Genomic DNA, 25,652 nt, shown 5'->3' on the forward strand with positions numbered 1-25,652 from the left:
AAGGCTGGCGGGACAGCGCCCCCCTCTGTCCTGCCGGACATCTCCCCCACAAAGGGGGAGATCAGATGTCGCGCCGGCTTTCGCCAATCACCGGCGTTTCAAAAACGGCGAGGCGATGGAACTGCTAATCTCCCCCCAGTGGGGGAGATGTCGGCAGGACAGAGGGGGGCGCGAAGGAACTCAGCCTCTTGTAGGCACTCAGCTCTTATTTCGGATTTGCGTCAGCGTGCGGGTCGGCGTGATCGCTTCGGGATCGAGCTTGATCTCGACGATCGCCGGTTTGCCGCTGGCGCGCGCACGCTCGAAGGCCGGCGCGAAGTCGGCGGTTTTTTCGACTGTCTCGCCATGGCCGCCATAGGCGCGGGCCAACGCGGCAAAGTCCGGGTTCTTGAGGTCGGTGGCGACGACGCGGCTTGGATATTCGCGCTCCTGATGCATGCGGATCGTGCCGTAAATGCCGTTGTTGACGACGATCACGACGATCGGCAGGTCATACTGGACAGCCGTCGCGAACTCCTGGCCGTTCATCAGGAAGCAGCCGTCGCCGGCGAAGGCAACCACGGTGCGATCCGGAAACAGCGACTTGGCGGCGACCGCGGCCGGCGTGCCGTAACCCATCGAGCCGGATGTGGGCGCCGCCTGCGTGCCGAAGCGGCGGGAGCGGTAGAAGCGATGCACCCAGGTGGCGTAGTTGCCGGCGCCGTTGGTGAGGATGGCATCCTCCGGCAGGACCTTTCCGAGATAGTCCATGATCGGTCCCATCTGGACAGCGCCCGGACCGGTCTGCGGCGGCGTCGACCATTCGAGATAGGCGGCGTGCGCCTTTTCCGTCTCGGCCGCCCAGGAAGGCTTGGCGGCGGGTTTGCGCCTGGCGAACGCCTCGACGAAAGCGGCGGGCGAGGCATTGATGGCCAGCGTCGGCCGGTAGACGCGGCCGAGCTCGCCGGCATCGGCATGGATATGAACCAGCGCCTGGTCGGGGTAGGGGCTCTTCAGCAGCGTATAGTCGGAAGACGGCATCTCGCCCAGGCGGCCGCCGAGCAAGAGCACGACATCGGCCTGCTTGATCCGCTCCGCCAGCTTCGGATTGATGCCGATGCCGACATCGCCGGCGTAGTTCGGATGGAGATGGTCGAACAGCATCTGGCGCCGGAAGGAGCAGCCGACCGGTAGCGACCAGGTCTCGGCGATCGTGCGCATATGCGCCACCGCTTCCTCGTTCCAGCGCGTGCCGCCGAGAATGACAAACGGACGCTTGGCATTGCTCAGCAACATCTCCAGCGCGTCGAGCTCGGCCTCACCAGGACGCGTCTCGACCGGCGTGTGCGGCAGCGCTTCCGGCGCCTCGACCTCGCTGGTCAGCATGTCTTCCGGCAGCGAGATGACCACCGGGCCAGGGCGGCCGGAGGTCGCGACAGCGAAGGCGCGGGTGACGAATTCGGGGATGCGCGCGGCATCGTCGATCTCGACCACCCATTTGGCGATGTCGCCGAAGAAGCGCTTGTAGTCGACCTCCTGGAACGCCTCGCGCTCCTTGGCGTGGCTGGCGACCTGGCCGATGAACAGAATCATCGGCACCGAATCCTGCATGGCGATGTGGATGCCGGCCGAGGCATTGGTGGCGCCGGGGCCGCGGGTGACGAAACAGATGCCGGGGTTGCCGGTCAGCCGACCCTGGCAGTCGGCCATCATCGCAGCACCCCCTTCCTGGCGGCAGACGATGGTGCGGATCGAAGAGTCATGCAGCGCGTCCAGCACCGCGAGATAGGATTCGCCCGGAACGCAGAAGATGCGGTCGGTGCCGTTCGCTTCGAGCGCCTCGACGATCAGTTGTCCGCCGGTCTTCATTTTGCTCTCTCCAGTTCGGCAAGGATTTCGTCCGTGTGCTCGCCAAGGCGCGGCGAAGGGCGCTCGTAGACGAGCGGCGTGCCCGACATCACCATCGGCGCCCGCACCGAGGGCAGGCGATTGCCGTGGCCGTCGTCGAGGTCGAGCCGCATGCCGCGCGCGATGGTCTGCGGATCGGCGAACATCTGGCCGATCGTGTTGATCGGGCTCGCCGGCACGCCGGCGGCTTCCAGCTTCGCCAGCAACGGATCGCGGTCGAACGCCGCCAGCGTCTCGACGATCCGCTCGCGCAGCTTCACGCGGTTGGCGACGCGGGCAGGGTTGGTGGCGAAATCCGGATTGGCGGGCAGATCGGAGAGGCCGACCGCAGTGCAGAATTTGCTGAACTGCCCGTCATTGCCGACCGCGAGGATGATGTGGCCGTCCCTCACCGGCAGGACTTCGTAGGGGGCGATGTTCATATGCGCATTGCCCATCTGTACCGGCGATTTGCCGGAAACCAGGTAGTTGAGGTTCTGGTTGCCGAGCGCCGAGATCTGGCTGTCGTAGAGCGCCATGTCGATGTGCTGGCCCTCGCCGGTCTTTTCGGCATGGCGAAGTGCGGCCTGGATGGCGACCACGGAATAGAGGCCGGTGAAGAGATCGGAGATGGCGACGCCGGCTTTCTGCGGCTCGCGGCCGGGCTCGCCGGTGATCGACATCATGCCGGCCATGGCCTGGATGATGAAATCGTAGCCGGCGCGGGGCGCATAGGGTCCATCCTGGCCGAAGCCTGTGATCGAGCAATAGACGAGGCGCGGATTGATCGCCTTCAGGCTCTCGTAGTCGAGGCCGTATTTCTTCAGGCCGCCGAGCTTGAAGTTCTCGATCAGCACGTCGGCGGTGGCGACCAGCCTGCGCAGCGTCTCGGCACCGTCGGGCTTGGAGAAATCGACCGCGATGGAACGCTTGCCGCGATTGCAGGCATGGTAATAGGCGGCCGACAGGTTCTCGCCATCATGGCTCATGACGAAGGGCGGACCCCATTTGCGGGTATCGTCGCCGCCATCCGGGCTCTCGACCTTGATGACATCGGCGCCGAGATCGGCCAGCAATTGCCCGGCCCAGGGACCAGCCAGGATGCGGGCAAGTTCGACAACGCGGATGCCTTTCAGCGGAGGTTCGGCCATGGATCACCGTGTTCTAACGAAACGCAGGCTCTAGCAACACGCACCGGCCGTGTCACGACCCATACGATAGGCCACGCCGGATCAGGATTTCAGCACGCTGTCGGCCCAGGCGGCGAAATCATTCATGACGGCATCGCGGTTGATCTCGTTCAGGCTTTCATGGCGGGTTTCCGGATAAATCTTTGAAACCAGATTCGAAAAGCCCATCGCGTGCATGCGTTTGGCGAGATGATCGATGCCCTTGCCGTAGTCGGAAGCCGGGTCTTTCTCGCCGCCAACGATGTAGACGGGGAGGTCGCGTCTTATGCCGGCAAAGCCGGAATCCTTGCCGCCATTTTGGGCCATCTGGACGACATCGCGCCACATCGAGATCGAGGCATCCCAGCCGCAGAGTGGGTCGGCAATGTATTTCGCCACTTCCGCCTCGTCGCGCGACAGCCATTCGAACAGCGTCTTATGGTTGGGCACGGCGTTGCCCCAGGCCTGGAACGTCAGCCGGGGCAAGATGCGCGAGGGGACGTCGGAGCCAAGCCTGAAGCGCTCGTAGGCTAGGATGGCGAGCGCAAGCTGACCGAGAAGCCCTTGCGAGAAATTGCCGTTCCAGATCGCGGCGGCATGGACGCGCCTGGAATGGCGCAGGACAAAGTTCAGCGCCACCGAGGCGCCCAGCGAGTGACCGAAGACGATGACCGGCAATCCCGGATGCTCGGCCGCGATCAGGTCGTGAACGGCGTTGACATCGGCGATCACCTTGGCGATGCCGTCGCTATCGGCGAATTTGCCGAGCGGCGCGTCGGGCGCCTTCGTTGCGCCGTGGCCACGATGGTCATGCGCATAGACGTGGAATCCGCGCTCGCTCAGGAAATCGGCAAAGCGCGCGTAACGCGCCGCATGCTCGGCCAGGCCATGATTGATCTGGACCACCGCGCGTGGCTTCGCCTCCGCGTGTTTCACATAGAGGTTGATGTCGGCCCCGGTCGGTGAGGCCAGCCTGGTCTTGCTGTCGAATGGCATGTCTCGCTCCCTCGGCGACTGTTGGGCGACGGCGCGACCGACGTCAAGGGCAGGTCGAAGTCAGACAACGCGGCTATTGACAGCATGCTGTCGGTCTGACTATATGACAGCATGCTGTCAAATTAGATCGAAGCACGGATATGAAAACCATTTCGATCCTTTCGCGGCGCGGGGTCCTGCAGGCGAGCCTCGCATCTGCAGCAATGCTCGCATCGGGCACTGCATCCAGCCAAACCAGGGAGATGATCATGAAGACGTCAACGATTGCCGGCCCGCAGGGCCAGCTTGTCGCCTACGACCTCAAATCAGGCGATGGTCTGCCGATTCTGTTTGCGCATGGCGATTGCAGCCGTGCCTCGCAGTGGAACCGGGTGATGCAGCTCACCGCCGGTGGTCGCGAGGCGGTCGCCTTCGATTTTCGCGGCCATGGCGCATCGGCGCCCGCGGACGATGGCGATTACAGCTATGACGGCCGCGCCGCCGATATCGGCGCGGTCGCTGACACCTTTGGCCTGAAACGGTTCGTCCTTGTCGCGCATAGCGGCGGCAATGGCGCCGCGCTTGCTTACGCCGCGAGCCATGCCGACCGGGTCGCTGGCATTCTGCTGGTCGATCCGGCGACCGATCCGCGTGCTTTGCCAAAGGAGATCCGCGACGGTTTCGTTCGCGATCTGTCTGGCCCGCAAGGCGGCGATGTTCTCAATGCCTACTACACCTCGATTGCCGGCTCCAATGAAGCGGTTCGCCGAACCGTGCTTGCCGATGCGGTGGTGGTCGATCCGGCGGCGCGGGCGGGCGTCGGCAAGGCGCTGGCGGAATGGAATCCGGAGCCGACGCTCGACGCTTATCACGGACCGATGTTTGTTCTGGCCACCGAAGCCAATGACAATCCGGCTGCCCTCTTCCGGCTTCGCAGCGGAATTGGCCACAGAACCGTTCCAGCCTCCGGCCATTGGGTGATGCTTGACAAGCCGGAAGCGGTGGCGGAAGCCGTCAACAGTTTCGTTGCCACCATCGAGGCCGGCCAGAAATGACTGAAAGGACCGAAGCCGCAGACATGCTCACCGAACTGGTGCTTGCCGTGTTCCGGCTGAATGGCGGGTTTCTCGATGCGGCCGACCGGCTGGCCGAGCCTGCCGGGCTGACGGCGGCGCGTTGGCAGGTTCTGGGCGCGGTGCTCAAGGAGCCGAAATCGGTGGCCGACATCGCCCGCGACATGGGCCTTGCCCGCCAGAGCGTGCAGCGGCTGGCCGACATTCTGGCCACCGAGGGGCTCGCTGCCTATGCCGACAACCCTGCGCATCGCCGTGCCAAGCTGCTGGCAATCACCGATGCCGGCTGGGCGGCAATCAGGGATATCGGCTCGCGCCAGCATGTCTGGGCAAACCGCGTCTCCGACGGCATCGAGGCGCGAACGCTTCAGGTCGCGCTCGATCTTCTACGCACGCTGACCTCACGGGTGGAGCAGGGCTGATCAAGTAGTCGTGAGTTGGGATCGGGACGGGCAATGACAATTGTTTTTTGCACCCGGCGAAAGAAATCGTAATTCTGACATGTCGCACGTTTTTAGCTGGCGGCATGAAACACCAGGAGTGTGCTGGAATGCGGATAGCTGCGATATGGGGTGCGGTATTGTTGGCGCTGGCCGGCGTCGGGATGGCGCGCGCCGATGTCAGGATGAGCGGCTCGTTCGTGGCCGATGCCGCATGCCCGGCGACGCAGGCGATCAAGAGCGGCAAGAATCCCGGCAATGTCTCGACCGAAGCCGGCAAAAGCTATGAGCTGCTTGCCGGCAACAAGGACGAGCCCACGCACTATCTCATCCAGGTGCCGGGCGCCGACCCCGAGCGGCGCTGGGTGAAGATCAGCTGCGGCCATGTCACCGGCGGCAGCGCGCAGACGACCCCGGCGCCTGCCGGTCAGGCCAAACCGTCCCCGTCAGCCTCCGGAAAACCCGAATATGTCTTTGCGCTGAGCTGGCAGCCGGCTTTCTGCGAGACCAAGGCGAGCAAGCCCGAATGCAAGGCGCAGAACCCGAGCGAGTTCGATGCCTCGCACTTTACGCTGCATGGGCTGTGGCCGCAGCCGAACGGCAATTTCTATTGCCAGGTCTCGGCGAGCGACAAGGCCAATGACAATCCGGCGCATTGGGCAGACCTGCCGCCGGTCGATCTCGACGCAAAGACGCGCGCCGAGCTCGACCAGGTGATGCCGGGCACGGCTTCCAGGCTCGAGCGCCACGAATGGATGAAGCATGGCACCTGCTACGGCAAGAGCCAGCAGGAGTATTTCTCCGACGCGCTCAACCTGATGCGGGCGGTGAACACCTCCGCGGTGCGCGACCTCTTCAACAAGAATATCGGCAAGCAATTGACCTCGGACCAGATCCGCGGCGCCTTCAACGAAGCCTTCGGCGCTGGCGCAGGCGACCGCGTGCGCGTGTCCTGCCTGGTCGACCCGTCGAGCGGCCGGCGCCTGATCGGCGAGATCACGCTCGGCCTGTCCGGCCCGGTGGGTCCCGACAGCAAGCTCGCCGATCTCTTGATGGCCTCCGCGCCGACAGCCAAGGCCGGTTGCCCGAAGGGCACTGTCGACGCGATCGGATTCCAGTAGGCGGCAATTCCCGGGTCCAGGCCGATCTTGGTTAGGCTGACCTTGGGGCCGTCTGCAGGATGATCGCCTCGCTGCCGGGCTCGCCGACAACACGGTCGCGGCCGCTCAGCTTGGCCTTGTAGAGGCGCTGGTCGGCCAGCGCGAAGATGTCGCCGAGGCAGTGCGTCGTCTCGCCGACGGTGGAGACGCCGGCACTCACGGTGATATTGAAGCGGTTGGTGCGCGCCGAGGTCTTGGTGGCGTTCCTGATGGTCTCGCCGAGCAGCCTGGCGGGCGCGTGCGACTGTTGCGTCAGCACGGCGAACTCCTCGCCCCCGATCCGGAACACCTGATCGTTGCCGCCGACGGTCTCGGCCAGCAGCACAGCCATGGATTTCAGCACCTTGTCGCCCTCGGCATGGCCGAAGCGGTCGTTGATCGACTTGAAATGGTCGACATCGACGATGAGCAGGCTGAGCGGCTTGCCCATGCGGATGGCGGCGGCGACCGCGGACTCGCCGTCGGCATCGAAACTGCCGCGATGCAGCAGGCCGGTGAGGCCGTCGCGGCCGACATATTTGATCAGCGCTTCATAGCGCTCGCGATAGGTGAGGGCGTCGAAGATGTCGGAGAGGCCGCGCGGCACGGCGATGTCGCTGTCCTCGACCCATTTGAGATAGGCGACGAGCATGCCGCTATAGGCAAGCGCCGCGCCCATCTTGGCGAACCAGCCGCCGAAGAAGACCTCGATCGGCGCGCCGGCGACGAAATGCAGCGCGGTGAAGAAGCCGGCCTGATCGAAGGTGAGCACGCAGGCGACCGATGCGAGGATGCGCATGAACGGCCTCGCGCGCAGATAGGCGCCGAGCTTCTCGTAGAGCAGGATGATCAGGATGGCGTCGACGAACAGCAACGAAGTGCCCCAAACCATCAGCCAGCCCATCTCGTCGATGAAGCCGATGTCGGGCATTCTGCCGTCGGGAAGCGGCGAAACGGCGTGCAGGCGCAGGATCAGCACCAGGCCGATCATCAAGGCGTTGCCGAGCAAAAGGCCGTAGATCGGCTGGCGGACTGTCGCGGCATCCTCCTTCATGTAGAGCAGAAGCAGCATGACCAGCTTGCCGGAAAACAGCACGGCTGAGCCTGGCGAGACCAGGCCAAAGGGCAGCGCGACATAGAAGACGCTGGCGAGATAGGTCTCGAGGAAATGCATGACGCCGAGCGCGCAGATGAACACGCCAAGGCCGATGCGGCGCCGGAAGCGGAAGAGCGTGACCATGGCGCCGAAATACAGAACCGCTTCGGCAAGGAGCAGGACACCGTTCAGCACGTCGTCGATCCGATCTTTCCCCGAAACCGCGGCATGGCCGCGATTTCCCAACCTATTAGTGTTTTGAAGGCGAATAGTTAACCACTGATTTCACGCTATGGCCGGCGGCGGCGAAAAGCTGCGGCGGAGTCGGGAGCGCAAACCGGCGAATGCGCGCCGTTTGGACGCCGGCGCGCCGAAAGCGATTGCCGTTCGTCGTTTCATCGCCTACATAGCGCGCAACCCCCATTCACCTTGACACTCCATCCAGGGAAAGCGCGCGTGGCTCGCCAGTTCATCTATCACATGTCCGGCCTGTCGAAGGCCTATGGCACCAAGAAGGTGCTCGATAACGTTCACCTGTCCTTCTATCCGGACGCCAAGATCGGCATTCTCGGCCCCAACGGCTCGGGCAAGTCGACGATCCTGCGCATCATGGCCGGGCTCGACAAGGAGTTCCAGGGCGAAGCCTGGCTGGCCGAGGGCGCAACCGTCGGCTATCTCCCTCAGGAGCCGCAACTCGATCCAAACAAGACCGTGATGGAAAACGTCATGGAAGGCGTCGCCAGGAAGACGGCCATCATCGAGCGCTACAACGAGCTGATGATGAACTATTCCGACGAGACGGCGGACGAGTCGGCCAAGCTCCAGGACGAGATGGATCGCCTGAACCTGTGGGACCTCGAGCAGCAGGTCGAGATGGCGATGGACGCGCTGCAGTGCCCGCCAGGCGATTCCGAGGTGACGAACCTTTCAGGCGGCGAGCGCCGCCGTGTCGCGCTTTGCCAGCTTCTGTTGCGCCAGCCGGATCTGCTGCTGCTCGACGAACCGACCAACCATCTCGACGCCGAGACCACGGCGTGGCTGGAAAAGCACCTGCGCGACTATCCGGGCTCGGTGCTGATCATCACCCACGACCGCTACTTCCTGGACAACGTCACCGGCTGGATCCTCGAGCTCGATCGCGGACGCGGCATTCCCTACGAGGGCAACTACACCAAATATCTCGACGCCAAGGCCAAGCGCCTGATCCAGGAAGGCCGCGAGGACGACGCCCGCCAGAAGTCGATCTGGCGCGAGCGCGAGTGGATCCAGTCCTCGCCCAAGGCGCGCCAGACCAAGTCGAAGGCGCGTATCAAGGCCTACGAGGAACTGGTCGAGCAGTCGCAGAACCGCAAGCCGACCGACACGCAGATCGTCATTCCGTCGAGCGAGCGTCTCGGCAACGTCGTCATCGAGGTCGAAGGCCTCAACAAGGGTTTTGGCGACGAGCTTTTGATTGAGAACCTGTCGTTCCGACTGCCGCCGGGCGGCATCGTCGGCGTCATCGGCCCGAACGGCGCCGGCAAGACGACGCTGTTCAAGACCTTCACCGGCCAGGAAAAGCCGGATGCGGGCACCGTGCGCATCGGCGAGACGGTCAAGCTCGGCTATGTCGACCAGAGCCGCGACGCGCTCGATGGCAGCAAAACCGTATGGGAAGAAATTTCCGGCGGCGCCGAAATCATCAAGCTCGGCAAGCACGAGATCAACAGCCGCGCCTATTGCTCGTCCTTCAACTTCCGGGGCGGCGACCAGCAGCAGAAGGTCGGCAACCTGTCGGGCGGTCAGCGCAACCGCGTGCATCTGGCCAAGATGCTGAAAGGCGGCGGCAATGTTCTGCTGCTCGACGAGCCGACCAACGACCTCGACACCGAAACGCTGGGTGCGCTGGAAGACGCGCTGGAGGCCTATGCCGGTTGCGCCGTCATCATCAGCCACGATCGCATGTTCCTTGATCGTATGGCGACCCACATGCTTGCCTTCGAGGGCGACGCGCATGTCGAATGGTTCGAAGGCAATTTCGAGGAGTATGAGAAGGACAAGCTGCGGCGCCTAGGCGCCGAAGCGGCGGCCCCGCACCGCATGACGCACAAGCGGCTGACGCGGTAGGACGACCGGGTTCCGTTGCCTGCGCCTCGTGTTTGGCCTAAATTGATCGGATGGAGCGTTCCATATGATCACCGTGAAGTTGCCCGGGAAAGCCGAGAAGCTGCTGGCCGTCATGGCCAAGGCCAGCGGCCGCACGACCGATCAGGTCGTGACTGAAGCCGTCCTTGAGGCGATCGAGGACTGGCAGGACGCAAAGATCGCAGATGAGCGCCTGAAAGAGGACGATGGTGTTCGCATCCCTCTGGAAGAGGTGATGCGGAAGCTTGAGCTTCGTGAAGCCGAGGAACGTCACACCAAGCCCGCCGCTGAACGAACTGGCGCGTCGAGTTCACGCCACGTGCCTTGAAAGACATCGAACGGCTGTCGACAAAAGACCAACGACGTATCGTCGAATTCCTGCATCAAAGAGTTTCGTCGCATCCCAATCCGAAAACCCTTGCCAAGCGGCTCGTTGCGACAGAGGAAGACGCTTGGCGCTTTCGCGTTGGCGATTACAGGATCATCACTCAATTCCAGGATAGCCGGCTTGTGGTTTTGGTCGTGGAAGTCGGCAATCGTCGCGAGATCTATCGATGAACACAAACGCCGCCGAAGCACCGAGGCCTGACTGGTCCGCCGCCCAATATCTGAAGTTCGAGGATGAGCGCACGCGGCCGGCGCGGGATCTGGCGGTGCAGGTGCCGGTCGATTTTCCGCGCCGCGTCGTCGATATCGGCTGCGGTCCCGGCAATTCCACCGAGCTTCTGGTCGAGCGCTGGCCGGATGCCCAGGTCAGCGGCTTCGACACCTCGCCCGACATGATCGAGAAGGCGCGGGCGCGGCTGCCGAATGTCAATTTCGAGCTGGCGGATGCCGCCGGATGGCAGCCCGAGCATCCTGTCGACGTCATCTTCGCCAATGCCGTCTTCCAGTGGCTGCCGGAACATCCGGCGGTGTTCCAGCGGCTGATGGGCCTGCTCGCGCCGGGCGGCGCGCTGGCCGTCCAGATGCCGGACAATCTCGGCGAAGCCTCGCATCAGCTGATGCGCGATACGGCTGCGGAAGTGCCGTTTGCGGCCAAGCTGAAGGGCGCCGCGCGCTTCCCGCTGCCGCCGGTTTCCTTCTACTACGACCTTCTGTCGCCGCTCGCCGACCGGCTCGACATCTGGCACACCATCTACAACCATCCGCTGGCCGATGCCGAAGCGATCGTCGAATGGGTCAAGGCGACCGGCCTTAAGCCGTTCCTCGATCCGCTCGACGCGGATGAGAAGAAGCTGTTCCTCGACAGCTACACCGCCAAGATCGCCAAGGCCTATCCGAAGACGGCGAACGGCAATGTGCTGCTGCGCTTCCCGCGCATCTTCATCGTCGCCAAACGCGCCTAGGTCACTCGCCCCGCTTCTTGACCGGTTCGCGCCGTCATGCGCATTTCATCCACCTGGACGATGGCTATCCCACAGGGAAGGGCCACGGGGGCAGGGGTGAGCGATGACATTAGGCAAGACAGGTGTCGCATGCGGTCTGTGCATGACCGCGCTGGTTTCTTTTTCCATCGCCGCCGAGGCCAAGCCGGCACGCTGCTTCACCACGGATGACGGCTATTATCCGTGCAACTACAAGGCCTTGGACGGCGAAGGCAGCTTCCGCGTCTCGGCGCCGGGCTATCCTACGATCACGCTTGAAATCGACCAGCCGGGCTTCGCCTTCGGCTATGCCAGGTTCGGCAGCCGCAACCGATCGCTGCCGGGGCAGTTCGTGCGCAGCCGCGACGACGGCGCCTGCTGGAACAATCCGCAGACCAACACCAAGCTTTGCGCCTGGTGATCGTCTACCGGGAAGCCCGTGATTTAAGCTGGCATAAACCGGCCAAATGCGACAAGGGTTGCGCCGGGCCATTTCCGCGCCCACATCAAAGCCCGTTACGCCCGGGCCTCGGATGGATTGGACATGCATCGCGTCATCATCAGCGGCATCGGCGCCGAAATCCCTGAACCCGTCATCACCAATGAAGAGCTGGTCGAAAGCTTCAACAGCTGGGTCGACACCGAGAATGCGCGCCGCGCGAGTACCGGTGAAGCGCCGCTGCAGAAATCGGACAGCGACTTCATCGTGCACGCCTCGGGCGTGAGGAGCCGCCATGTCGTCGAGCGCGAGGGCATCCTCGACCCGACCCGCATGTCGCCGCGCATTCCGGCACGGCCGGACGACGCGCTGTCATTGGAGGCGGAGTTCGGCATCGCCTCGGCCAGGAAGGCGCTTGCTCATGCCGGGGTCGGCGGATCGGACATCGATCTGGTGATCTGCTCGGCCTCGCATCACCAGCGGCCCTATCCGGCCATCGCCATCGAGATGCAGGAGGCGCTTGGCACCAAAGGAGCCGGCTTCGACATGGGGCTTGGCTGCTCTTCCGCCGCTGCGGCGCTGCATGTCGCCGTCAATCTGGTTAGAGCGGGGGCGCACAAGCGCATCCTGGTGTCGACGCCCGAAATCATCACCGGCCACCTCAACTTCCGCGACCGGCAGACACATTTCATCTTCGGCGACGCCTCGGTCGCCATGGTCGTTGAGGGACTGGCGCAGGGCGAAAAGCGGCCGGGGCGTTTCGAGGTGCTCGACACGCGCACCTGGACGCAGATGTCGAACAACATCCGCACCAATCTCGGCTACCACACGCGCACGGCCCAGGACGATCCCTACATGATCAACCTGGAAGGCAACCTCATCAAGCAGGTCGGCAACAAGGTTTTCAAGGAAGTCACCGTCGCCGGCCAGAAATTCATCGTCGAATTCCTGGCCGAGCACGGGCTGACGCCGGAGGGCATCAGGCGCTTCTGGCTGCACCAGGCCAATGCGCGCATGAATGCGATGATCCTGAAACTGTCCTTCGGCCACGATGTCGACCATGACCGCGCGCCGATGGTGCTGGAGCGGCTCGGCAACACCGCCGGTGCCGGCGCGATCGTAGCGCTGTCGGAAAACCATGCTGACATGAAGGCCGGCGATTTCGGGCTGATCTGCGCCTTCGGCGCGGGCTATTCGATCGGCGGCGCGTTGCTCAGGATGCTCTAAAGCGCGTCGCGATCCTTCGGATTCGCTCCAGGCGCTTTAGTTCTTGATTTTATGCATGTCTTTGTCCCGAAACCGGTTCCCACTTTCGGGAGACATGCATTAAGCCGGCGCGAAGGGCACCAGCATCGGCACGCGCCGGGCGTAGTCGTCATAGGCCGGGCCAAGCTCGCCGCGCAGGAAGCTTTCTTCCAGCCGCGCCTTGACGACGACGCCGACGAGCAGCAGGGCGGCGCTGGCGATGCCCCAGACCGTGCCCTTGATGGCCATGGTGGCGAGGACGGACAGCAACAGCCCGGTGTAGATCGGATGGCGGACCAAGCCATAGGGGCCGGTATCGACGACGCGATGATCAGCCTTGGCGGTGACGTTGGCCGACCACAGGCGCCCAAGATGCAGGCGCGCCCACCAGGCGAACGCGATGCCGATGGCGATCAGGGCGACGCAGATCCAGGCTTCGGTGAGCGTCGGCGTCCAGAGGCGCAGCCGACCGGCATAGCCGTGCGCTGGCACGAACATCAACACGGTGCCGGCCAGCCAAAGGACCCGATAGCGCGCCTCCGACTTGAGATCGGCGCGCTTTTGCGCGGGGTCAGTCCAGAAGGAGGCCAAAGCCCAGGATACCACCCAGAACAGCCAAAGCGCCGCTACAGCGTGTCCAACCTGCATGATCGAGCCTCTCGTCTGCCACGCGTTTAAATCCGCGCGGCAGGCGAAAGAAAGTCGACTTTGGTAAGAATGTCGTGATCAAACCGGCGCCGTTACGCCGCGGCCATCGCCGCCGCGACAAGCGCCTCGTCCGAATATTGCCGGTCGCCGATGCCCCAACCCCCGTCGGGAGCGTTGAGGATGTTGATCCAGGTGTTCTCGGGCTTGTGGCCCGGCACGCAATATTCGTCGACGATCTTGGCGGCTGCGGCGATGAAGGCCTCGCGTGCCTCGTTGGTGGCAAGGCCGATATTCGGCAGCTTCAATTCCACCATGACGACAGGGCGATTGGCGCCGCCGGCATAGATGCGATCGACCGGCAGGACATGAACCGTTCCGCCGACGATTGCGGTGAAGAATGAATTCCCGGTGGCCCCGGAGGCTTCAATGAGCGCGGCGCTGAGGCGAGGCAGGATTTCGCGCTCTCCAGCTTTGGTCAGCACGCCTTCGGGCGCGGTCACGGTGATCGGCATATTGGTTCTCCTTCTTGCTGCGGATGGTTCCGCTTGTCAGGTTACGTATTGATTGTTACGTTATCCAAAAGAGGCAAGTCAATAGGTTTCGTATCGATCACTATGGAAAATTCTGAGAAGCCGCGCGGCGGCAGGCCGCGGGCGTTCGACCCGGAGGCCGCGCTCGACGCGGCCATGCTCCTGTTCTGGGAGCATGGCTATGAGGCGACCTCGCTTGCCATGCTGCGCGAGGCGATGGGCTTGACGCCGCCGCAGATCTACAACGCCTTCACCGACAAGGAGACGCTGTTTCGCCGCGCGCTGGCCCGCTACCATGAGAGGGAGGTAGGATTTGCGCTGGACGCGCTCGGCGCACCGGTGTCCACCGTGGAAGCGGTCCGTCTGCTGCTGAGGGGGGCGGCGCGATCCTACACGCGGCCCGGCAAACCGGGCGGCTGCCTGTTCATCAGCGGCGCGCTGGCAGTGTCGCCGCAGGCGCAGGGCATCGCGGACGAACTCAAGATCTATCGCAAGGCGACCGAGGCGGCGATCGCGGCCCGCCTGGCCAAGGGGCGCGACGCCGGCGAATTGCCGGCAGGCCTGTCCGTCGAGCGATCGGCCAGATACCTTGCAGGCGTCATGCATGGGATGTCGATCCAGGCACGCGACGGCGCTTCGGTCGAAGACCTTGAAGCATCGGCGGAGACAGCCCTTGCCGGCTGGACGGTCGAGGTGCAAAAAGCGGCCGACTGAAAAGGATGAAGCCGATGGCGGACTTGTTGTCCACGACTGAACCTGCCGCCGACATCGTGCCGGGCCGCAAGCTGACGGCAAAGGCAGCGGCGCTCTACGCCGCCCGGCACGATCATTTCGAGACAGGGGCGGTCGAGGAGCTGCAGCTTGGCTTCGATGGCATCGAAGGCGACTTCCATGCCGGCGCGACGCGGCGTTCGGGCGGGCGCGAGCCGTGGTATCCGCGCGGCACCGAGATGCGCAACGAGCGGCAATTGTCGCTTGTGGCCGCGGACGAGCTCGCCATCGTCGCCCAGCGCATGGGCCTCGAGGAAATCAAACCGGAGTGGATCGGCGCCAATCTCGTGGTCGAAGGCGTGCCGCATCTTTCGATGCTGCCGGCCGGCTCGCTGATGTTCTTCAAGGGCGGCGTGACGCTCAAGATCGACGGCCAGAACAAGCCGTGCCGGTTCGCCGGACAGTCGATCGCCGAGCATGTCGGCGCAGCGGATCAGGAGGCCACCGCGCTGCTCTTTCCAAAGGAGGCGAAACGGCTGCGCGGCCTTGTCGCCTGGGTCGAGAAGCCAGGCATCGTCCGGGCTGGCGAAGAGATTTCCATCCGCGTCCCGGAGCAGTGGATTTATCGGGCCTGAACAAAGAGGCCGCGCCGCTTTCGCGGCGCGGCGTTCGCGGTCAGGCCGCCTTGCGGTTCTTGTTGGCGCCCTGGGCCATCACCGAAACATGGTCCCACTTTTCCCAGGTGGCGATGCGGTTGGCATATTCCTGCCTGATCATCGGCAAGCCGCCATCGCCGAAAAAGACCCTGAGCGGCGGCTCGGCCGCGTCGACGATCGCCAGCATCGCCGGTCCGGTCGCTTGCGGATCGCCGGCGACCGCGCGGCTGCGGCGCTCGGCCATCGCCGCGCGGACCGGCTCATAGGCGTCCAACGGCTTGGAGACCTTGGCCGACGGCCCGGCCCAATCCGTGGAGAAGCCACCCGGCTCGACCAGGGTTACATGAATGCCGAACCCGGCAACCTCGAGGCTGAGCGACTGGCTGAAGGCCTCCAGCGCCCATTTCGAGGCGTGGTAAAGGCCGATCGAAGCGAAGGCGTTGACGCCGCCGATCGAGGAGATCTGGATGATGTGGCCGGAGCGTTGCGCCCGCATGATGGGCAGTGCCGCCTGGGTGACCCAAAGCGCGCCAAACACATTGGTCTCGATCTGGTCGCGCGCTTCTTGCTCGGTTACTTCCTCGATGGCGCCGAAATGGCCGTAGCCGGCATTGTTGATGACGACATCGAGCCGGCCGAAGCGCTTCTGCGCTTCGGCGATCGCGGCGTCGACCGCCTGTTTGTCGGTGACATCGAGCTGCATGGCAGCGACTTTGTCGCCATATTTCTCGACGAGATCGGCAAGCGTGCCGGCATCGCGGGCGGTTGCGGCGACGCGATCGCCGCGGGCGAGCGCGGCCTCGGCCCAGACGCGGCCAAAGCCTTTCGACGATCCGGTGATGAACCAAACCTTATCAGTCATGATCTTGATCCTTGCCCTTCGAGCGCTTTCAGCGTTTCACGGAACCGCCTGACGCTCCAAGTCCTTGTTTTTGCGCAATTCCGAATGGAAGCCGCTGCGTGCTGTTCCTGGAATTGCTCTGGGGGACGATGTATTCCGGATATAAGCGGAGGATGCTCCGCTTGCTGCATGTACGGCGCTTTCGACGTTTTTCCAGAGGCGCCGCCGGATTTATTTGGCGGGCAGGTCAGGGATAGCGCACCGCGCTCGTCCAGGCCGGATCGGCATGCCTCTTCCAATAAAGCGCCATCAGTCGGTCGGTGACTGCGCCGACCTTGCCGTCGGCGACAGGGGCGCCGTCGATCCTAGTGACCGGCATGATGCCGCCGGCGGTCGAGGTGATGAAGACCTCGTCCGCCGTCTTCAGCGCGGCCATGCTGACATCCGTCGCCACCGCAGAAAGGCCGGCCTCCGCACAGAGATCAAACACGGTGCGGCGCGTGATCCCCGGCAGCACGCCGACGGCCGGCGTCGACAGCTTGCCGTCCTTGACGCAGAAGACATTGAAGCCCGGGCCTTCGGCGACATTGCCGTTGAAGTCGAGGATCAGCGCGGTGTCGGCGCCGCGGTCATAGGCATCGTAAAGCCCGCGTACGAGATCGAGCCAATGGTAGTTCTTGATCGAGGGATCGATCGAGGCCGGCGGAATGCGGACCTTGTCGCTGATCGCGACATGGAGGCCGCTTCGCAGCTGCTCGGCATTGGCGACCGAGCCGAATGGGACGGCGAAAGCCATGAACCGATTGATCGCCTGGCGCGGGTCGCGGCTGAAACTCGGCGAGGCGCCACGCGTGCACAGCATCTCGACATAAGCCGCGCGGTGGCCGGAGAGCGCGACGCAATTGTGGAGGATTTCGACAACGCCGTCGCGATCGAACGGGATCGCCATGCGCAGCTTTTCCAGCCCGCCGAAGAACCGGTCGAGATGCAGGTCGAGGCGGAAGAAACGGCCGTCCCAGACGTGGACCGTGTCATAAGTGGCGTCGGAATGCAGGAAGCCCCAATCCAGCACCGAGATCTTGGCCTGCGACATCGGCAGATATTGCCCGTCCAGGAAGGCAATACCGTCGGGATAGGCATGCGGGTCGAGATGGCGTTCCGAGACAAAGGGGAACGACTTCACTGTCGTGGCCGCGACCTGGCTCATTCGTTCCTCCCTCGACGTTCGGCAACGCAGGCTAGCGTCCGGCTGTGGATGCAGTAGAGCCAGGCAGAAGGCGCTGCTTGGCCTCACTGATCCTCCTCGTCTTCGTCGAGCAACCGTGTCGCCCGCCAGCGGGTGAGCACCTCATTGGTCCGCCCGATCACGAAGAAGCGCGCCGAATCCCGATCATAGCCTTCGGCCAGCAACTTCTCGTAATCGGTGTGGACGTGGCGGACATGGGCGATGGTGGCCAGCCACACTGCGATCGTCGGCGGCAAGCTCTTCATGTGCACGGAACCGGCGTCGGCGCGGATCTTTTCCATGTCGGCATAGGGAGCAAGCGGCAACAGCGCGGTCAGCGCCTTGGCGATGGCGCGGCGTCGACCGGTTGGGGCGCTCATTTCTCGTCGCGCCCGGCGATGGTCGCTTCGGGGAAGGCGTCGGTCGAGGCATAGTAGGGCTTGATGTCGATGACCGGCGTGCCGTCGAGCACGTCGACGGCGTCGATCTCGATCCGGCCGGCGTCGATGTCGAGCGCGATGAGCTTCGCCACGTGCAGGCCGACGGGGTTGGGCCGGGCAGGGGAGCGCAGCGAGAAAACGCCTTTCGGTTCAGCCGCATGGCGCGGTTTCTGCACAATCAGATTCCGCGGCGCGTGATGGAGCCAGGACAGGATGACGACGTGGCTGGCACGTTCCAGGTTTTGCAACCCCGGGCGATAGGGCTGGTCGATCAGGATTGTCGCGGGTCGCCCGGTTTCCCGGGCGGCGCGCATGTTCTTGGGGCAATCCTCGCGACTGGTCCACGGTGAGACGATGCGGCCGATGAAGACAACATGATCGTCCGGCGGCAACTGCGCCGGGTCGGCCGCAAGAAGCATTTCACCTTGGCGTGTCTCAAACATCCTGTTCATCCCGCGGAGAAACCGGCTGCCCGGCGCGGATCACGGCTGCGCCATTTTCTTGTCCGGAAGCGACATAGCCCTTGCCACGGTTTCAAAATCGACATAAACATATCTTTATATCTTTCAACGAGAAACTCGCGCATGCATGTCTCGCTCGATACAATGGTAGATACATTGAAGGCGGCGGCCGAATCCAGCCGGCTGCGCATCCTGGTGCTGCTTTCGCGCGGCGACTTGACCGTCTCCGACCTCACGGAGATCCTCGGCCAGTCGCAACCGCGCGTCTCGCGCCATCTGAAGCTGCTGCTCGATGCCGGTTTGATCGGCCGCTACCAGGAAGGATCCTGGGCCTTCTTCAGGCTGACCGACATCGATAATTCGCGCGACTTCGTCCAGCGTCTGGTCTCGGCGATAAGCGAGGCCGATCCGCAGGTGGTGCGCGATCTCGAGCGGCTGGCGGCGGTCAAGCGCAAGCGGCAGGATCGGGCGGCCGAATATTTTTCCGAGAATGCCGCGAGCTGGGATCATATCCGCTCGCTGCATGTGCCGGACCGGGCTGTGGAAGCGGCACTCATCAAGCTCGTCGGCAAGCGGCCGTTTCAGTCGATGCTCGACCTTGGCACCGGCACGGGCAGGCTGCTCGAAATCTTTGCGCCGCTCTACCGGCGCGGCGTCGGCATCGACATGTCGCGCGAGATGCTGAGCGTGGCGCGCGCCAATCTCGACAAGGCGGGCATCGCCAATGCGCAGGTGCGCCAGGGCGACATCTTCTCGCCGCCGGTCGAGCGCAGCGCCTTCGATCTCGTCACCATCCACCAGGTGCTGCATTATCTCGACGATCCCGCGCGCGCCATCGCCGAAGCGGCGCGGCTGCTGCGGCCATCGGGCCGGCTGATCGTCGTCGACTTCGCGCCGCATAATCTCGAATTCCTGCGCGACCAGCATGCGCATATGCGGCTAGGCTTTTCCGACCGGCAGATGTCCGACTGGTTCGCCGAGGCCGGCCTCGACCTCGAGGACAGCCAGGAATTCGAGCCGCGCGGCGGCAACGAGGCAAGGCTCACCGTCAAGCTCTGGCTCGGCCGCGACCGCCGGCTGCTGATCGCCGATCCATCCAACGACTCGCTGCCTGCCAAGACATATCCAATGGGGGAAACAGCCTGATGAACCAGTTCCGCTTTTCCCGCCGCCCCGACATCGGCGACAAGGTCCGGGTCTCGTTCGAATTCTTCCCGCCGAAGACCGACGAGATGGAAGCAAGGCTATGGGACACGGTCACCCGGCTGGAGCCGCTCAAGCCGAAATTCGTCTCGGTGACCTACGGCGCCGGCGGTTCGACCCGCGAGCGCACGGCCCGCACGGTCAAGCGCATCTTGAACGAGACATCGCTGACGCCTGCGGCGCATATGACCTGCGTCGATGCCGCGCGCGATCAGGTCGACACGGTCATCCGCGAATTCGCGGATATGGGCGTCAAACGCTTCGTGGCGCTGCGCGGCGATCCGGCGGCAGGCGTCGGCACAAGCTATCGTCCGCATCCCGACGGCTACGCCAACGGCGCCGAGCTGGTCGGGGCGCTGAAGAGCGCCGGCGATTTCGATATCTCGGTCTCCGCCTATCCGGAAAAGCATCCGGAAAGTCCGGATTTCGCCACCGACATCGACATGCTGAAGCGCAAGGCCGACAATGGCGCGACGCGGGCGATCACCCAGTTCTTCTTCGACAACGATCTTTACGAGCGCTATGTCGAACGGGCGCGCCGCGCCGGCATCTACATCCCGATCGTACCGGGCATCCTGCCGGTGCATAATTTCACCCAGGTCGCCAATTTCTCGTCGCGCTGCGGGGCGCTGGTGCCGGCCTGGCTGGCCGAACGCTTCGAGGGGCTGGAGAACGACCCGCAGACGCATGCGCTGGTGGCCTCGGCCGTGGCGGCCGAGCAGGTGCTCGACCTTGTCGAGCGCGGCGTCGGCGACTTCCATTTCTATACCATGAACCGAGCCGACCTCGTCTTTGCCGTCTGCCACATGATCGGCATCCGCTCGCATGAGGCGGAGGCGGCGGGTTCGGCCGCCGCATAGGGCAGGCTGCAACGGAAAAGGCCGGGTAGAACCCGGCCTTTTCGAACTGTTGGATTATCTCGGTGCTGGTCTTCCCGGCTTTGGCGGGTCAGGGAAGAACACCTATGATAAGGGCACCGATGAAAGCGAATGCGGCACAAATCATCAAAGCGTTGATCGGCCTCGTCAGTCCCATGCCATAGCCTCCTCTTCAGAGCTATGGCCGGAATCTAGAGTCATTTGGGTCACAGGCAAGCGGAAAACGTGCTGCAATGCGACATGATTGTGGGATTTGCGACTTCCGATATACCGTTAGCCGTTGAAACTCTTCGGCAAAAGCCGCCTCAAGCGTTGTGAATAAATTGTGGCGGAGCCGTGGCATGACACCGCTACCATCGGCCCAGCAGGCGACCGTCTATGGTGACCAGGCCGAACCCGATCAGCGTCATGCCGCCGATCTCGAACAGCGCCAGCCGCTCGCCGAGGAACAGGAAGCCGAGCAGCACTGCGCTAACCGGCACGATCAAGGTGACCAGCGAGGCATTGGTGGCGCCGGCCGAGGCGACGAGGTTGAAATAGAGGATGTACGCGAAGGCGGTGGATAGCAGCGCCAGGCCCAGAACCGCGGCCCAGACGGGCGGCGAGACCGAGAAAAGTCCCGCCGGGCCATAGGCAATCAGCACGATCGGGATCATGATGATGGTCGATGCGGTCAACTGTCCGGTGGCGATGACGGGCGACGGCACACCCTTGAAGCGGCGCGCGATCATCAGGGCGACGGCGTAGGAGATCGAAGCGCCGATCAATGCGAACTTGGCCCACACCGGTCCGCCAAGCCCGGCAAGCAGGCCAGGTCCGATCATCACCGCGGTGCCGGCGACACCGAGCGCGATGCCGGCGAACTTGTTCCAGGATAGCTTCTCGTCGGTTGTGAGCGCATTGGCCAGGATCAGCGTCCAGAACGGCGTCGTCGCATTGAGCACCGAAGCGACGCCGGCGCCGAGTTGCGTCTGGCCGGCGAAGATCAGCGAGAAGGGCACGACATTGTTGGTGAGCGCCAGCAGGAAGAACAGGCCGGCATGCGGGAAGGCGAGCCGGAACGAGAGACCGCGGGCCGCCAGATAGAGCTGAAGTGCCGCCGCGGCGATGGCGACTCGGAGCAGCACCAGCGCCAGCGGATGGATCTCGGACACGGCAATGCGGGCAAAGAAGAACGAACCGCCCCAGATCGCGCCGAGCAGGAGAAGTTGCGCCCAATCCTTGAGCGTCATTGCTCCGCGCGTCGGCGCGGCGCCGGCCGTAATCGACATGTCCGGTTCCTCCCCTTGGCCGATCGCAACCTCGGCCGTCACACCTCACCAACCGATATCTCATCCGCAGGCAAGGGCCACCCGAAACCTGACCGGTGGTTTAGCGTCGCCAAAATGTGCAACAGGCCGCTCCGGATCGCCAAGACACAGAACTGTTTTCTTTGGCGGCTAGCTAGGATTAATTGTGCGCGGCTCCAGACCTGAGGATTCGTCCATGCAGCGATTCGAAAATGCCCGTGAGGCGGCACTGGCGCTTCGTCCCGACGACCCGGTCTACTGTTTCCGCCCGCAGGTGCTGAAGGAGGATGCCCTGCAGTTCATGGGCATGTTTCCCGGCAAGACCGCTTATGCGGTCAAGACCAATGGCGAGCAGATCGTTCTCAAGACGCTGGTGGAAACCGGCGTCAGCGCCTTCGATGTCGCCTCGCCCGGCGAGTTCGCCGCCGTGCGCGCCGTCTCGCCCGACGCTGAGATGCTCTACATGCATCCGGTCAAAGCGCAGTCGGACATCAAGCTGGCGCTTGAAAAATACGGCATCCGGGTGATCTCGCTCGACCATGAGGATGAGATCGCGAAGCTGACGCGTGTGGTGCGGGCGCTCGATATCGATCCCGGCGCCGTCACCGTCTTCGTGCGCATCCAGACCAAGGGCCACGCGGCCTACGAATTGTCGAAGAAGTTCGGCGCCGGGCCGGCCAATGCGGTCGAGCTTGCGGAACGGCTGAATCGCACCGGCTACAAGGTCGGTCTGTGCTTCCATGTCGGCAGCCAGATCGAGGATCCGGATACGTATGAGCGCGCGCTCGCCTCGGCGGACTGGGTGCGCAACCGCCTGACCTTCGACATTGCCGGGCTCGATGTCGGCGGCGGTTTTCCCGCCGAATACGGCCATGATCCCAATCGCAGGCACATCGAGATGCCGTCGCTCGGCCAATTGATGTCGCGGCTGGCCGGCGACCTGAAAGAATATCAGTTCGACCAGATGCCCTTGGTAGCCGAACCCGGACGCGTGATCGTGGCGCGGTGCCTGTCGCTGATCGTGCGTGTGCTGTTGCGCAAAGGCAAGCGGCTCTACATCAATGACGGCATCTGGGCGTCGCTGTCGGATTCATGGACCGGCAAGATCACGCTGCCGGCGCGCTTCATTCCCGATCCCGCAATCCGTACCCGCAACGGCAACGAGAAAACCATCGTGCCGTTCAAGGTCTGCGGCGCAACCTGCGATTCCGTCGATATCCTGTCCCGGCCGTTCTGGCTGCCGGAAACGGTCGACACCGGCGACTGGATCGAGATCGGCCATATCGGCGCCTACTCGCTGTCGCTCAGGACACGCTTCAACGGCTTCTACCCCGATACATTCGTCGAGGTGACGACGCCGTTCGACGAGGGCGATGCGCCGCAGGGCTTCGCCAGCCTGGAGACGATGGCGGATTAGGCAGTAGGGATTAGGCAGTAGGCAATAGGGGTTTACAACCTGTGGCCCAAAATGGATTTTCGCCTACTGCCTACTGCCTACTGCCTAGGTCCTACAGCTTCGCCAACAGCTCGGGCGTCGGCCAACCGTCCACCGGCAGGCCAAGCCGCATCTGCTCCTTGCGGATCGCCTCGCGTGTGTTGGTGCCCAGGATGCCGTCGACGGTGCCGACGTCGTAACCCTTGGCCTCGAGCTTGGTCTGCAGCGCCTTCATCTGGTCGCCGCTCAGGCCTTGCTCGGGCGTGCGCGGATCGAATTGCGGCGCGCCGGCAAGGCGGGTCGCAAGCACCGCCGCCGTCAGCGCGTAGGTGAAGGACTGGTTCCATTCCAGATAGACGTCGAAATTGTCGTAGGTCAGGAAGGCGGGACCCTTGCGGCCCATCGGCAGCGCCAGGCCAGCCTTGAGGCCATTGTCGATGAGCGGGTTGCCGTTGGGTTCGGTGACACCCCATTGCGCCCATTGCGACAGCGGCAGCTTGTTGGTGCGGCCGGTCTGGTCCCATGGCATCTCGTCGGGGACGCGCACTTCCTGGACCCAGGGCTGGTCGCGCTTCCAGCCGCGCGACATGATCTTGTCGGCCGTGGTCATGATGACGTCCGGCACGCTGCTCCTCAGATCGACCTTGCCGTCTCCGTCGCCGTCGACGCCGCGCGCCAGATAGTCGGTCGGCAGGATCTGCGTCTGGCCGATCTCGCCGGCCCAGGCGCCCTTGACGTCGGCCGGCAGCACGCCGCGGTCGATCAAGGTGAGCAGCGGCACCAATTGCTGCCGAAACAGCTGGGGACGACGGCAATCATGCGAAAGCGTCACCAGAGCATCGAGGGTATGGAAGTCGCCCTGCACGGCGCCGAAGTCGGTCTCCAGTCCCCAGAAAGCCGCGATGATCGCTGGCTGGACGCCGAACTCCTTGTCGGCACGGTCGAAGACATCGGCATATTTCTTCAGATTGGCCGCACCCTGCTTCAGGCGGTAGGCCGAAATCATGCGGTTGGAGAATTCGGTGAAAGTCTGGGTGAAGACGCCCTGGGCGCGGTCGCGGGCCAATGCCCGCTGGTCGATGGCGGCGTCCTCCAGCGCGTCGAGCCCGACGGCGCCGACGCCGGCTGCCTTGGCTTCTGCCGCGACGCCCTGTTTCCAGGCCTCAAAATCGCCGCCGCATTCCTGCGCCGCCGCGGGCAGCGCAAGCGCGCCGACAAAGAGCGCCGCCAGGATTTCAACGCGCAATCGCATCGCTTTCCTTTCGAGACCGGCGCATGACCCCATCGTGACCCCGGACGGGATCGGACGGGCGCATGCGAGGATTTCAAAATTCAGGAGCCTCGCCAGGCACTCGCACGAGCACGCCGCTCCAGATTACCAGCGGTTGCATGTTTCGCCGCCCGCCGTGTCGAAAAGCAGGCGTGGGATCGGATGTCAACGGGTGTTCTGCCGCAGCCACTTCTTCCAGGCGGCTTCCGAGCCGTTGAAGACGTTGATGTCCGATTTGCCGGTCATGCCGGGCACGATACCGGTGCCGGTGTACTGCCAGAAGGTGAAGGGGTGGCCGCCGTATTTGTCGCGCGGATGCCCGGCGACCGAGCGCAGCCAATAGGGATAGCCGCGGAAGGTCGCCAGCTGGTTGTCGTCGAAGAAGTCGAGCGAGGTGTAGATGATCGGCTTCTTGCCGTAATAGCGCTCGACCATTTGCAGGAAGACGGTCATCTCGCTGCGCACCGTGGCCGGATCGGGGCGCAGCCTGCAGGTCGGCGATTTCGGGTTCCATTCCATGTCGAGCACCGGCGGCATTGCCGACGGGTCTCTCGGGACATTGGCGATGAACCAGCGCGCCTGGGTTTCGGCCGGCGTGCAGAAATAGAAGAAATGATAGGCTGCACGCGGGACGCCGGCGGCCCTTGTGCGCGCCCAGTGCTCGTTGAAATAGTCGTCGAAGCGGTCGCCGCCTTCCGTCGCCTTGATGAAGGCGAAGGAGATGCCGCTGGCCCTGGCGATCGGCCAGTCGACCGAGGTCTGGTATTTGGAAACATCCGTGCCGTGGATGGCGTAGGTCCACGGCGCGCCGCTGTCCCACTCATGCGGCTTGGAATCATCGAATTTGGGCGCGCGAACGGCAACCGCCGGCGAGGACGGCGACAATGGTGAGAGGTCCTCCACGGTCGAGCAAGCGCCCAGCAGCGTAAGCATCAGGATGGCCGCAAGACGGCGCATGATATTCCCCGAGCCGGGATCAGCCGGCCGCTGATGGGTCCTTCATTGATGGTGGTCGCTTACGCGGTCCCCCTCCGGACGATCGCCCCACAGGACCGCCCCGGTTCATTCCGTCTTCCAAGTCGTTGTCCCAAAACCGCTGCGCACTTTTGGGCGACATGGAATCAGTTGATCG

The 25,652-nt window shown here is 63.8% G+C and carries 27 protein-coding genes; 14 read left to right on the forward strand and 13 right to left on the reverse strand.

Annotated elements, in window-relative coordinates; all coding sequences use genetic code 11:
• Positions 1–198 precede the first annotated feature (198 nt).
• The 3 genes from FJ956_RS18305 to FJ956_RS18315 all read right to left on the reverse strand — a co-directional run bounded on the left by FJ956_RS18305 (position 199) and on the right by FJ956_RS18315 (position 4,031).
• Positions 199–1,848, reverse strand: a complete 1,650-nt coding sequence (locus FJ956_RS18305) for a thiamine pyrophosphate-binding protein (RefSeq protein WP_140684893.1) — start codon at positions 1,846–1,848, stop codon at positions 199–201.
• On the reverse strand, positions 1,845–3,017 hold the full coding sequence (locus tag FJ956_RS18310) for a CaiB/BaiF CoA-transferase family protein (RefSeq protein WP_140684892.1): 1,173 nt from the start codon (positions 3,015–3,017) through the stop codon (positions 1,845–1,847). The genes FJ956_RS18305 and FJ956_RS18310 overlap by 4 nt, the downstream gene beginning before the upstream one ends.
• 81 nt (positions 3,018–3,098) lie before the next feature.
• Positions 3,099–4,031: an alpha/beta hydrolase gene (locus FJ956_RS18315; RefSeq protein WP_140684891.1), complete on the reverse strand. Its 933-nt coding sequence runs from the start codon at positions 4,029–4,031 to the stop codon at positions 3,099–3,101.
• 248 nt (positions 4,032–4,279) lie between these two features.
• Between FJ956_RS18315 and FJ956_RS18320 the strand changes: the two genes are divergently transcribed.
• The 3 genes from FJ956_RS18320 to FJ956_RS18330 all read left to right on the forward strand — a co-directional run bounded on the left by FJ956_RS18320 (position 4,280) and on the right by FJ956_RS18330 (position 6,644).
• On the forward strand, positions 4,280–5,065 hold the full coding sequence (locus FJ956_RS18320; protein ID WP_181170419.1) for an alpha/beta hydrolase: 786 nt from the start codon (positions 4,280–4,282) through the stop codon (positions 5,063–5,065).
• Positions 5,062–5,505 (forward strand): helix-turn-helix domain-containing protein, encoded by a 444-nt coding sequence (locus tag FJ956_RS18325; protein ID WP_140684889.1) that lies wholly within the window; start codon positions 5,062–5,064, stop codon positions 5,503–5,505. The genes FJ956_RS18320 and FJ956_RS18325 overlap by 4 nt, the downstream gene beginning before the upstream one ends.
• Positions 5,506–5,633: 128 nt before the next feature.
• Positions 5,634–6,644 (forward strand): ribonuclease, encoded by a 1,011-nt coding sequence (locus FJ956_RS18330; RefSeq protein ID WP_140684888.1) that lies wholly within the window; start codon positions 5,634–5,636, stop codon positions 6,642–6,644.
• A 31-nt stretch (positions 6,645–6,675) separates the two neighbouring features.
• Here FJ956_RS18330 and FJ956_RS18335 read toward each other — a convergent pair whose 3' ends face one another.
• Positions 6,676–7,953, reverse strand: coding sequence for a GGDEF domain-containing protein (locus tag FJ956_RS18335; RefSeq protein ID WP_140684887.1), 1,278 nt, complete (start codon positions 7,951–7,953; stop codon positions 6,676–6,678).
• A gap of 261 nt (positions 7,954–8,214) precedes the next feature.
• Between FJ956_RS18335 and ettA the strand changes: the two genes are divergently transcribed.
• The 6 genes from ettA to FJ956_RS18365 all read left to right on the forward strand — a co-directional run bounded on the left by ettA (position 8,215) and on the right by FJ956_RS18365 (position 12,915).
• The gene (gene ettA / locus FJ956_RS18340; RefSeq protein WP_140684886.1) at positions 8,215–9,864 is read left to right on the forward strand and encodes an energy-dependent translational throttle protein EttA; all 1,650 of its coding nucleotides are present in this window, start codon (positions 8,215–8,217) and stop codon (positions 9,862–9,864) included.
• Positions 9,865–9,928: 64 nt separating this feature from the next.
• A complete protein-coding gene (locus FJ956_RS18345; RefSeq protein WP_140684885.1) occupies positions 9,929–10,210 on the forward strand; it encodes a DUF6290 family protein in 282 nt (93 codons plus the stop codon).
• Entirely contained in the window at positions 10,207–10,440 is a 234-nt protein-coding gene (locus FJ956_RS18350) for a type II toxin-antitoxin system RelE/ParE family toxin (RefSeq protein ID WP_140684884.1), read from the forward strand. Before FJ956_RS18345 ends, FJ956_RS18350 begins: the two co-directional genes overlap by 4 nt.
• Positions 10,437–11,231, forward strand: a complete 795-nt coding sequence (tam, locus tag FJ956_RS18355; RefSeq protein WP_140684883.1) for a trans-aconitate 2-methyltransferase — start codon at positions 10,437–10,439, stop codon at positions 11,229–11,231. The genes FJ956_RS18350 and tam overlap by 4 nt, the downstream gene beginning before the upstream one ends.
• 142 nt (positions 11,232–11,373) lie before the next feature.
• Complete coding sequence (locus FJ956_RS18360) at positions 11,374–11,670, forward strand: hypothetical protein (protein ID WP_246672249.1); 297 nt, start codon at positions 11,374–11,376, stop codon at positions 11,668–11,670.
• A gap of 123 nt (positions 11,671–11,793) precedes the next feature.
• On the forward strand, positions 11,794–12,915 hold the full coding sequence (locus FJ956_RS18365) for a beta-ketoacyl-ACP synthase III (RefSeq protein WP_140684881.1): 1,122 nt from the start codon (positions 11,794–11,796) through the stop codon (positions 12,913–12,915).
• A 99-nt stretch (positions 12,916–13,014) separates the two neighbouring features.
• Here FJ956_RS18365 and FJ956_RS18370 read toward each other — a convergent pair whose 3' ends face one another.
• Together FJ956_RS18370 and FJ956_RS18375 are read right to left on the reverse strand one after the other, a co-directional pair.
• Positions 13,015–13,581 (reverse strand): isoprenylcysteine carboxylmethyltransferase family protein, encoded by a 567-nt coding sequence (locus tag FJ956_RS18370; protein ID WP_140674849.1) that lies wholly within the window; start codon positions 13,579–13,581, stop codon positions 13,015–13,017.
• A gap of 92 nt (positions 13,582–13,673) precedes the next feature.
• Positions 13,674–14,093 (reverse strand): hypothetical protein, encoded by a 420-nt coding sequence (locus FJ956_RS18375; protein WP_140674846.1) that lies wholly within the window; start codon positions 14,091–14,093, stop codon positions 13,674–13,676.
• A 102-nt stretch (positions 14,094–14,195) separates the two neighbouring features.
• Here FJ956_RS18375 and FJ956_RS18380 point away from each other — a divergent pair, with 102 nt between their 5' ends.
• Positions 14,196–14,825 carry a TetR/AcrR family transcriptional regulator gene (locus FJ956_RS18380; protein ID WP_140674843.1) on the forward strand — a complete coding sequence of 210 codons (630 nt, stop codon included), beginning with the start codon at positions 14,196–14,198 and terminating at the stop codon, positions 14,823–14,825.
• A 14-nt stretch (positions 14,826–14,839) separates the two neighbouring features.
• Positions 14,840–15,457 carry an MOSC domain-containing protein gene (locus tag FJ956_RS18385; RefSeq protein WP_140674840.1) on the forward strand — a complete coding sequence of 206 codons (618 nt, stop codon included), beginning with the start codon at positions 14,840–14,842 and terminating at the stop codon, positions 15,455–15,457.
• A gap of 40 nt (positions 15,458–15,497) precedes the next feature.
• Here FJ956_RS18385 and FJ956_RS18390 read toward each other — a convergent pair whose 3' ends face one another.
• The 4 genes from FJ956_RS18390 to tsaA form a co-directional block, all read right to left on the reverse strand.
• Entirely contained in the window at positions 15,498–16,340 is an 843-nt protein-coding gene (locus FJ956_RS18390) for an SDR family oxidoreductase (protein ID WP_140674837.1), read from the reverse strand.
• A 226-nt stretch (positions 16,341–16,566) separates the two neighbouring features.
• Complete coding sequence (locus tag FJ956_RS18395) at positions 16,567–17,526, reverse strand: D-amino acid aminotransferase (protein ID WP_140674835.1); 960 nt, start codon at positions 17,524–17,526, stop codon at positions 16,567–16,569.
• 83 nt (positions 17,527–17,609) lie between these two features.
• The gene (locus FJ956_RS18400; RefSeq protein WP_140674832.1) at positions 17,610–17,924 is read right to left on the reverse strand and encodes a DUF2293 domain-containing protein; all 315 of its coding nucleotides are present in this window, start codon (positions 17,922–17,924) and stop codon (positions 17,610–17,612) included.
• Positions 17,921–18,427, reverse strand: a complete 507-nt coding sequence (gene tsaA, locus FJ956_RS18405; RefSeq protein ID WP_140674830.1) for a tRNA (N6-threonylcarbamoyladenosine(37)-N6)-methyltransferase TrmO — start codon at positions 18,425–18,427, stop codon at positions 17,921–17,923. The genes FJ956_RS18400 and tsaA overlap by 4 nt, the downstream gene beginning before the upstream one ends.
• Before the next feature lie 141 nt (positions 18,428–18,568).
• On the opposite strand from tsaA, the gene FJ956_RS18410 reads away from it, so the two are divergent.
• On the forward strand, positions 18,569–19,591 hold the full coding sequence (locus FJ956_RS18410) for a metalloregulator ArsR/SmtB family transcription factor (RefSeq protein ID WP_140674827.1): 1,023 nt from the start codon (positions 18,569–18,571) through the stop codon (positions 19,589–19,591).
• On the forward strand, positions 19,591–20,508 hold the full coding sequence (metF, locus tag FJ956_RS18415; RefSeq protein ID WP_140674824.1) for a methylenetetrahydrofolate reductase [NAD(P)H]: 918 nt from the start codon (positions 19,591–19,593) through the stop codon (positions 20,506–20,508). Before FJ956_RS18410 ends, metF begins: the two co-directional genes overlap by 1 nt.
• A 368-nt stretch (positions 20,509–20,876) precedes the next feature.
• Here metF and FJ956_RS18420 read toward each other — a convergent pair whose 3' ends face one another.
• Positions 20,877–21,797: a DMT family transporter gene (locus FJ956_RS18420; RefSeq protein WP_140674821.1), complete on the reverse strand. Its 921-nt coding sequence runs from the start codon at positions 21,795–21,797 to the stop codon at positions 20,877–20,879.
• A 214-nt stretch (positions 21,798–22,011) separates the two neighbouring features.
• On the opposite strand from FJ956_RS18420, the gene FJ956_RS18425 reads away from it, so the two are divergent.
• Complete coding sequence (locus FJ956_RS18425; protein WP_140674819.1) at positions 22,012–23,232, forward strand: alanine racemase; 1,221 nt, start codon at positions 22,012–22,014, stop codon at positions 23,230–23,232.
• A gap of 91 nt (positions 23,233–23,323) precedes the next feature.
• On the opposite strand, the gene FJ956_RS18430 is transcribed toward FJ956_RS18425, so the two are convergent.
• Together FJ956_RS18430 and FJ956_RS18435 are read right to left on the reverse strand one after the other, a co-directional pair.
• Positions 23,324–24,502, reverse strand: a complete 1,179-nt coding sequence (locus tag FJ956_RS18430; protein ID WP_140674816.1) for a lytic murein transglycosylase — start codon at positions 24,500–24,502, stop codon at positions 23,324–23,326.
• 183 nt (positions 24,503–24,685) lie between these two features.
• Positions 24,686–25,477 carry a GH25 family lysozyme gene (locus FJ956_RS18435; RefSeq protein ID WP_140674813.1) on the reverse strand — a complete coding sequence of 264 codons (792 nt, stop codon included), beginning with the start codon at positions 25,475–25,477 and terminating at the stop codon, positions 24,686–24,688.
• Positions 25,478–25,652: the final 175 nt, after the last annotated feature.

The sequence above is a fragment of the Mesorhizobium sp. B2-4-3 genome (genome assembly GCF_006442815.1).
GTDB lineage: Bacteria > Pseudomonadota > Alphaproteobacteria > Rhizobiales > Rhizobiaceae > Mesorhizobium.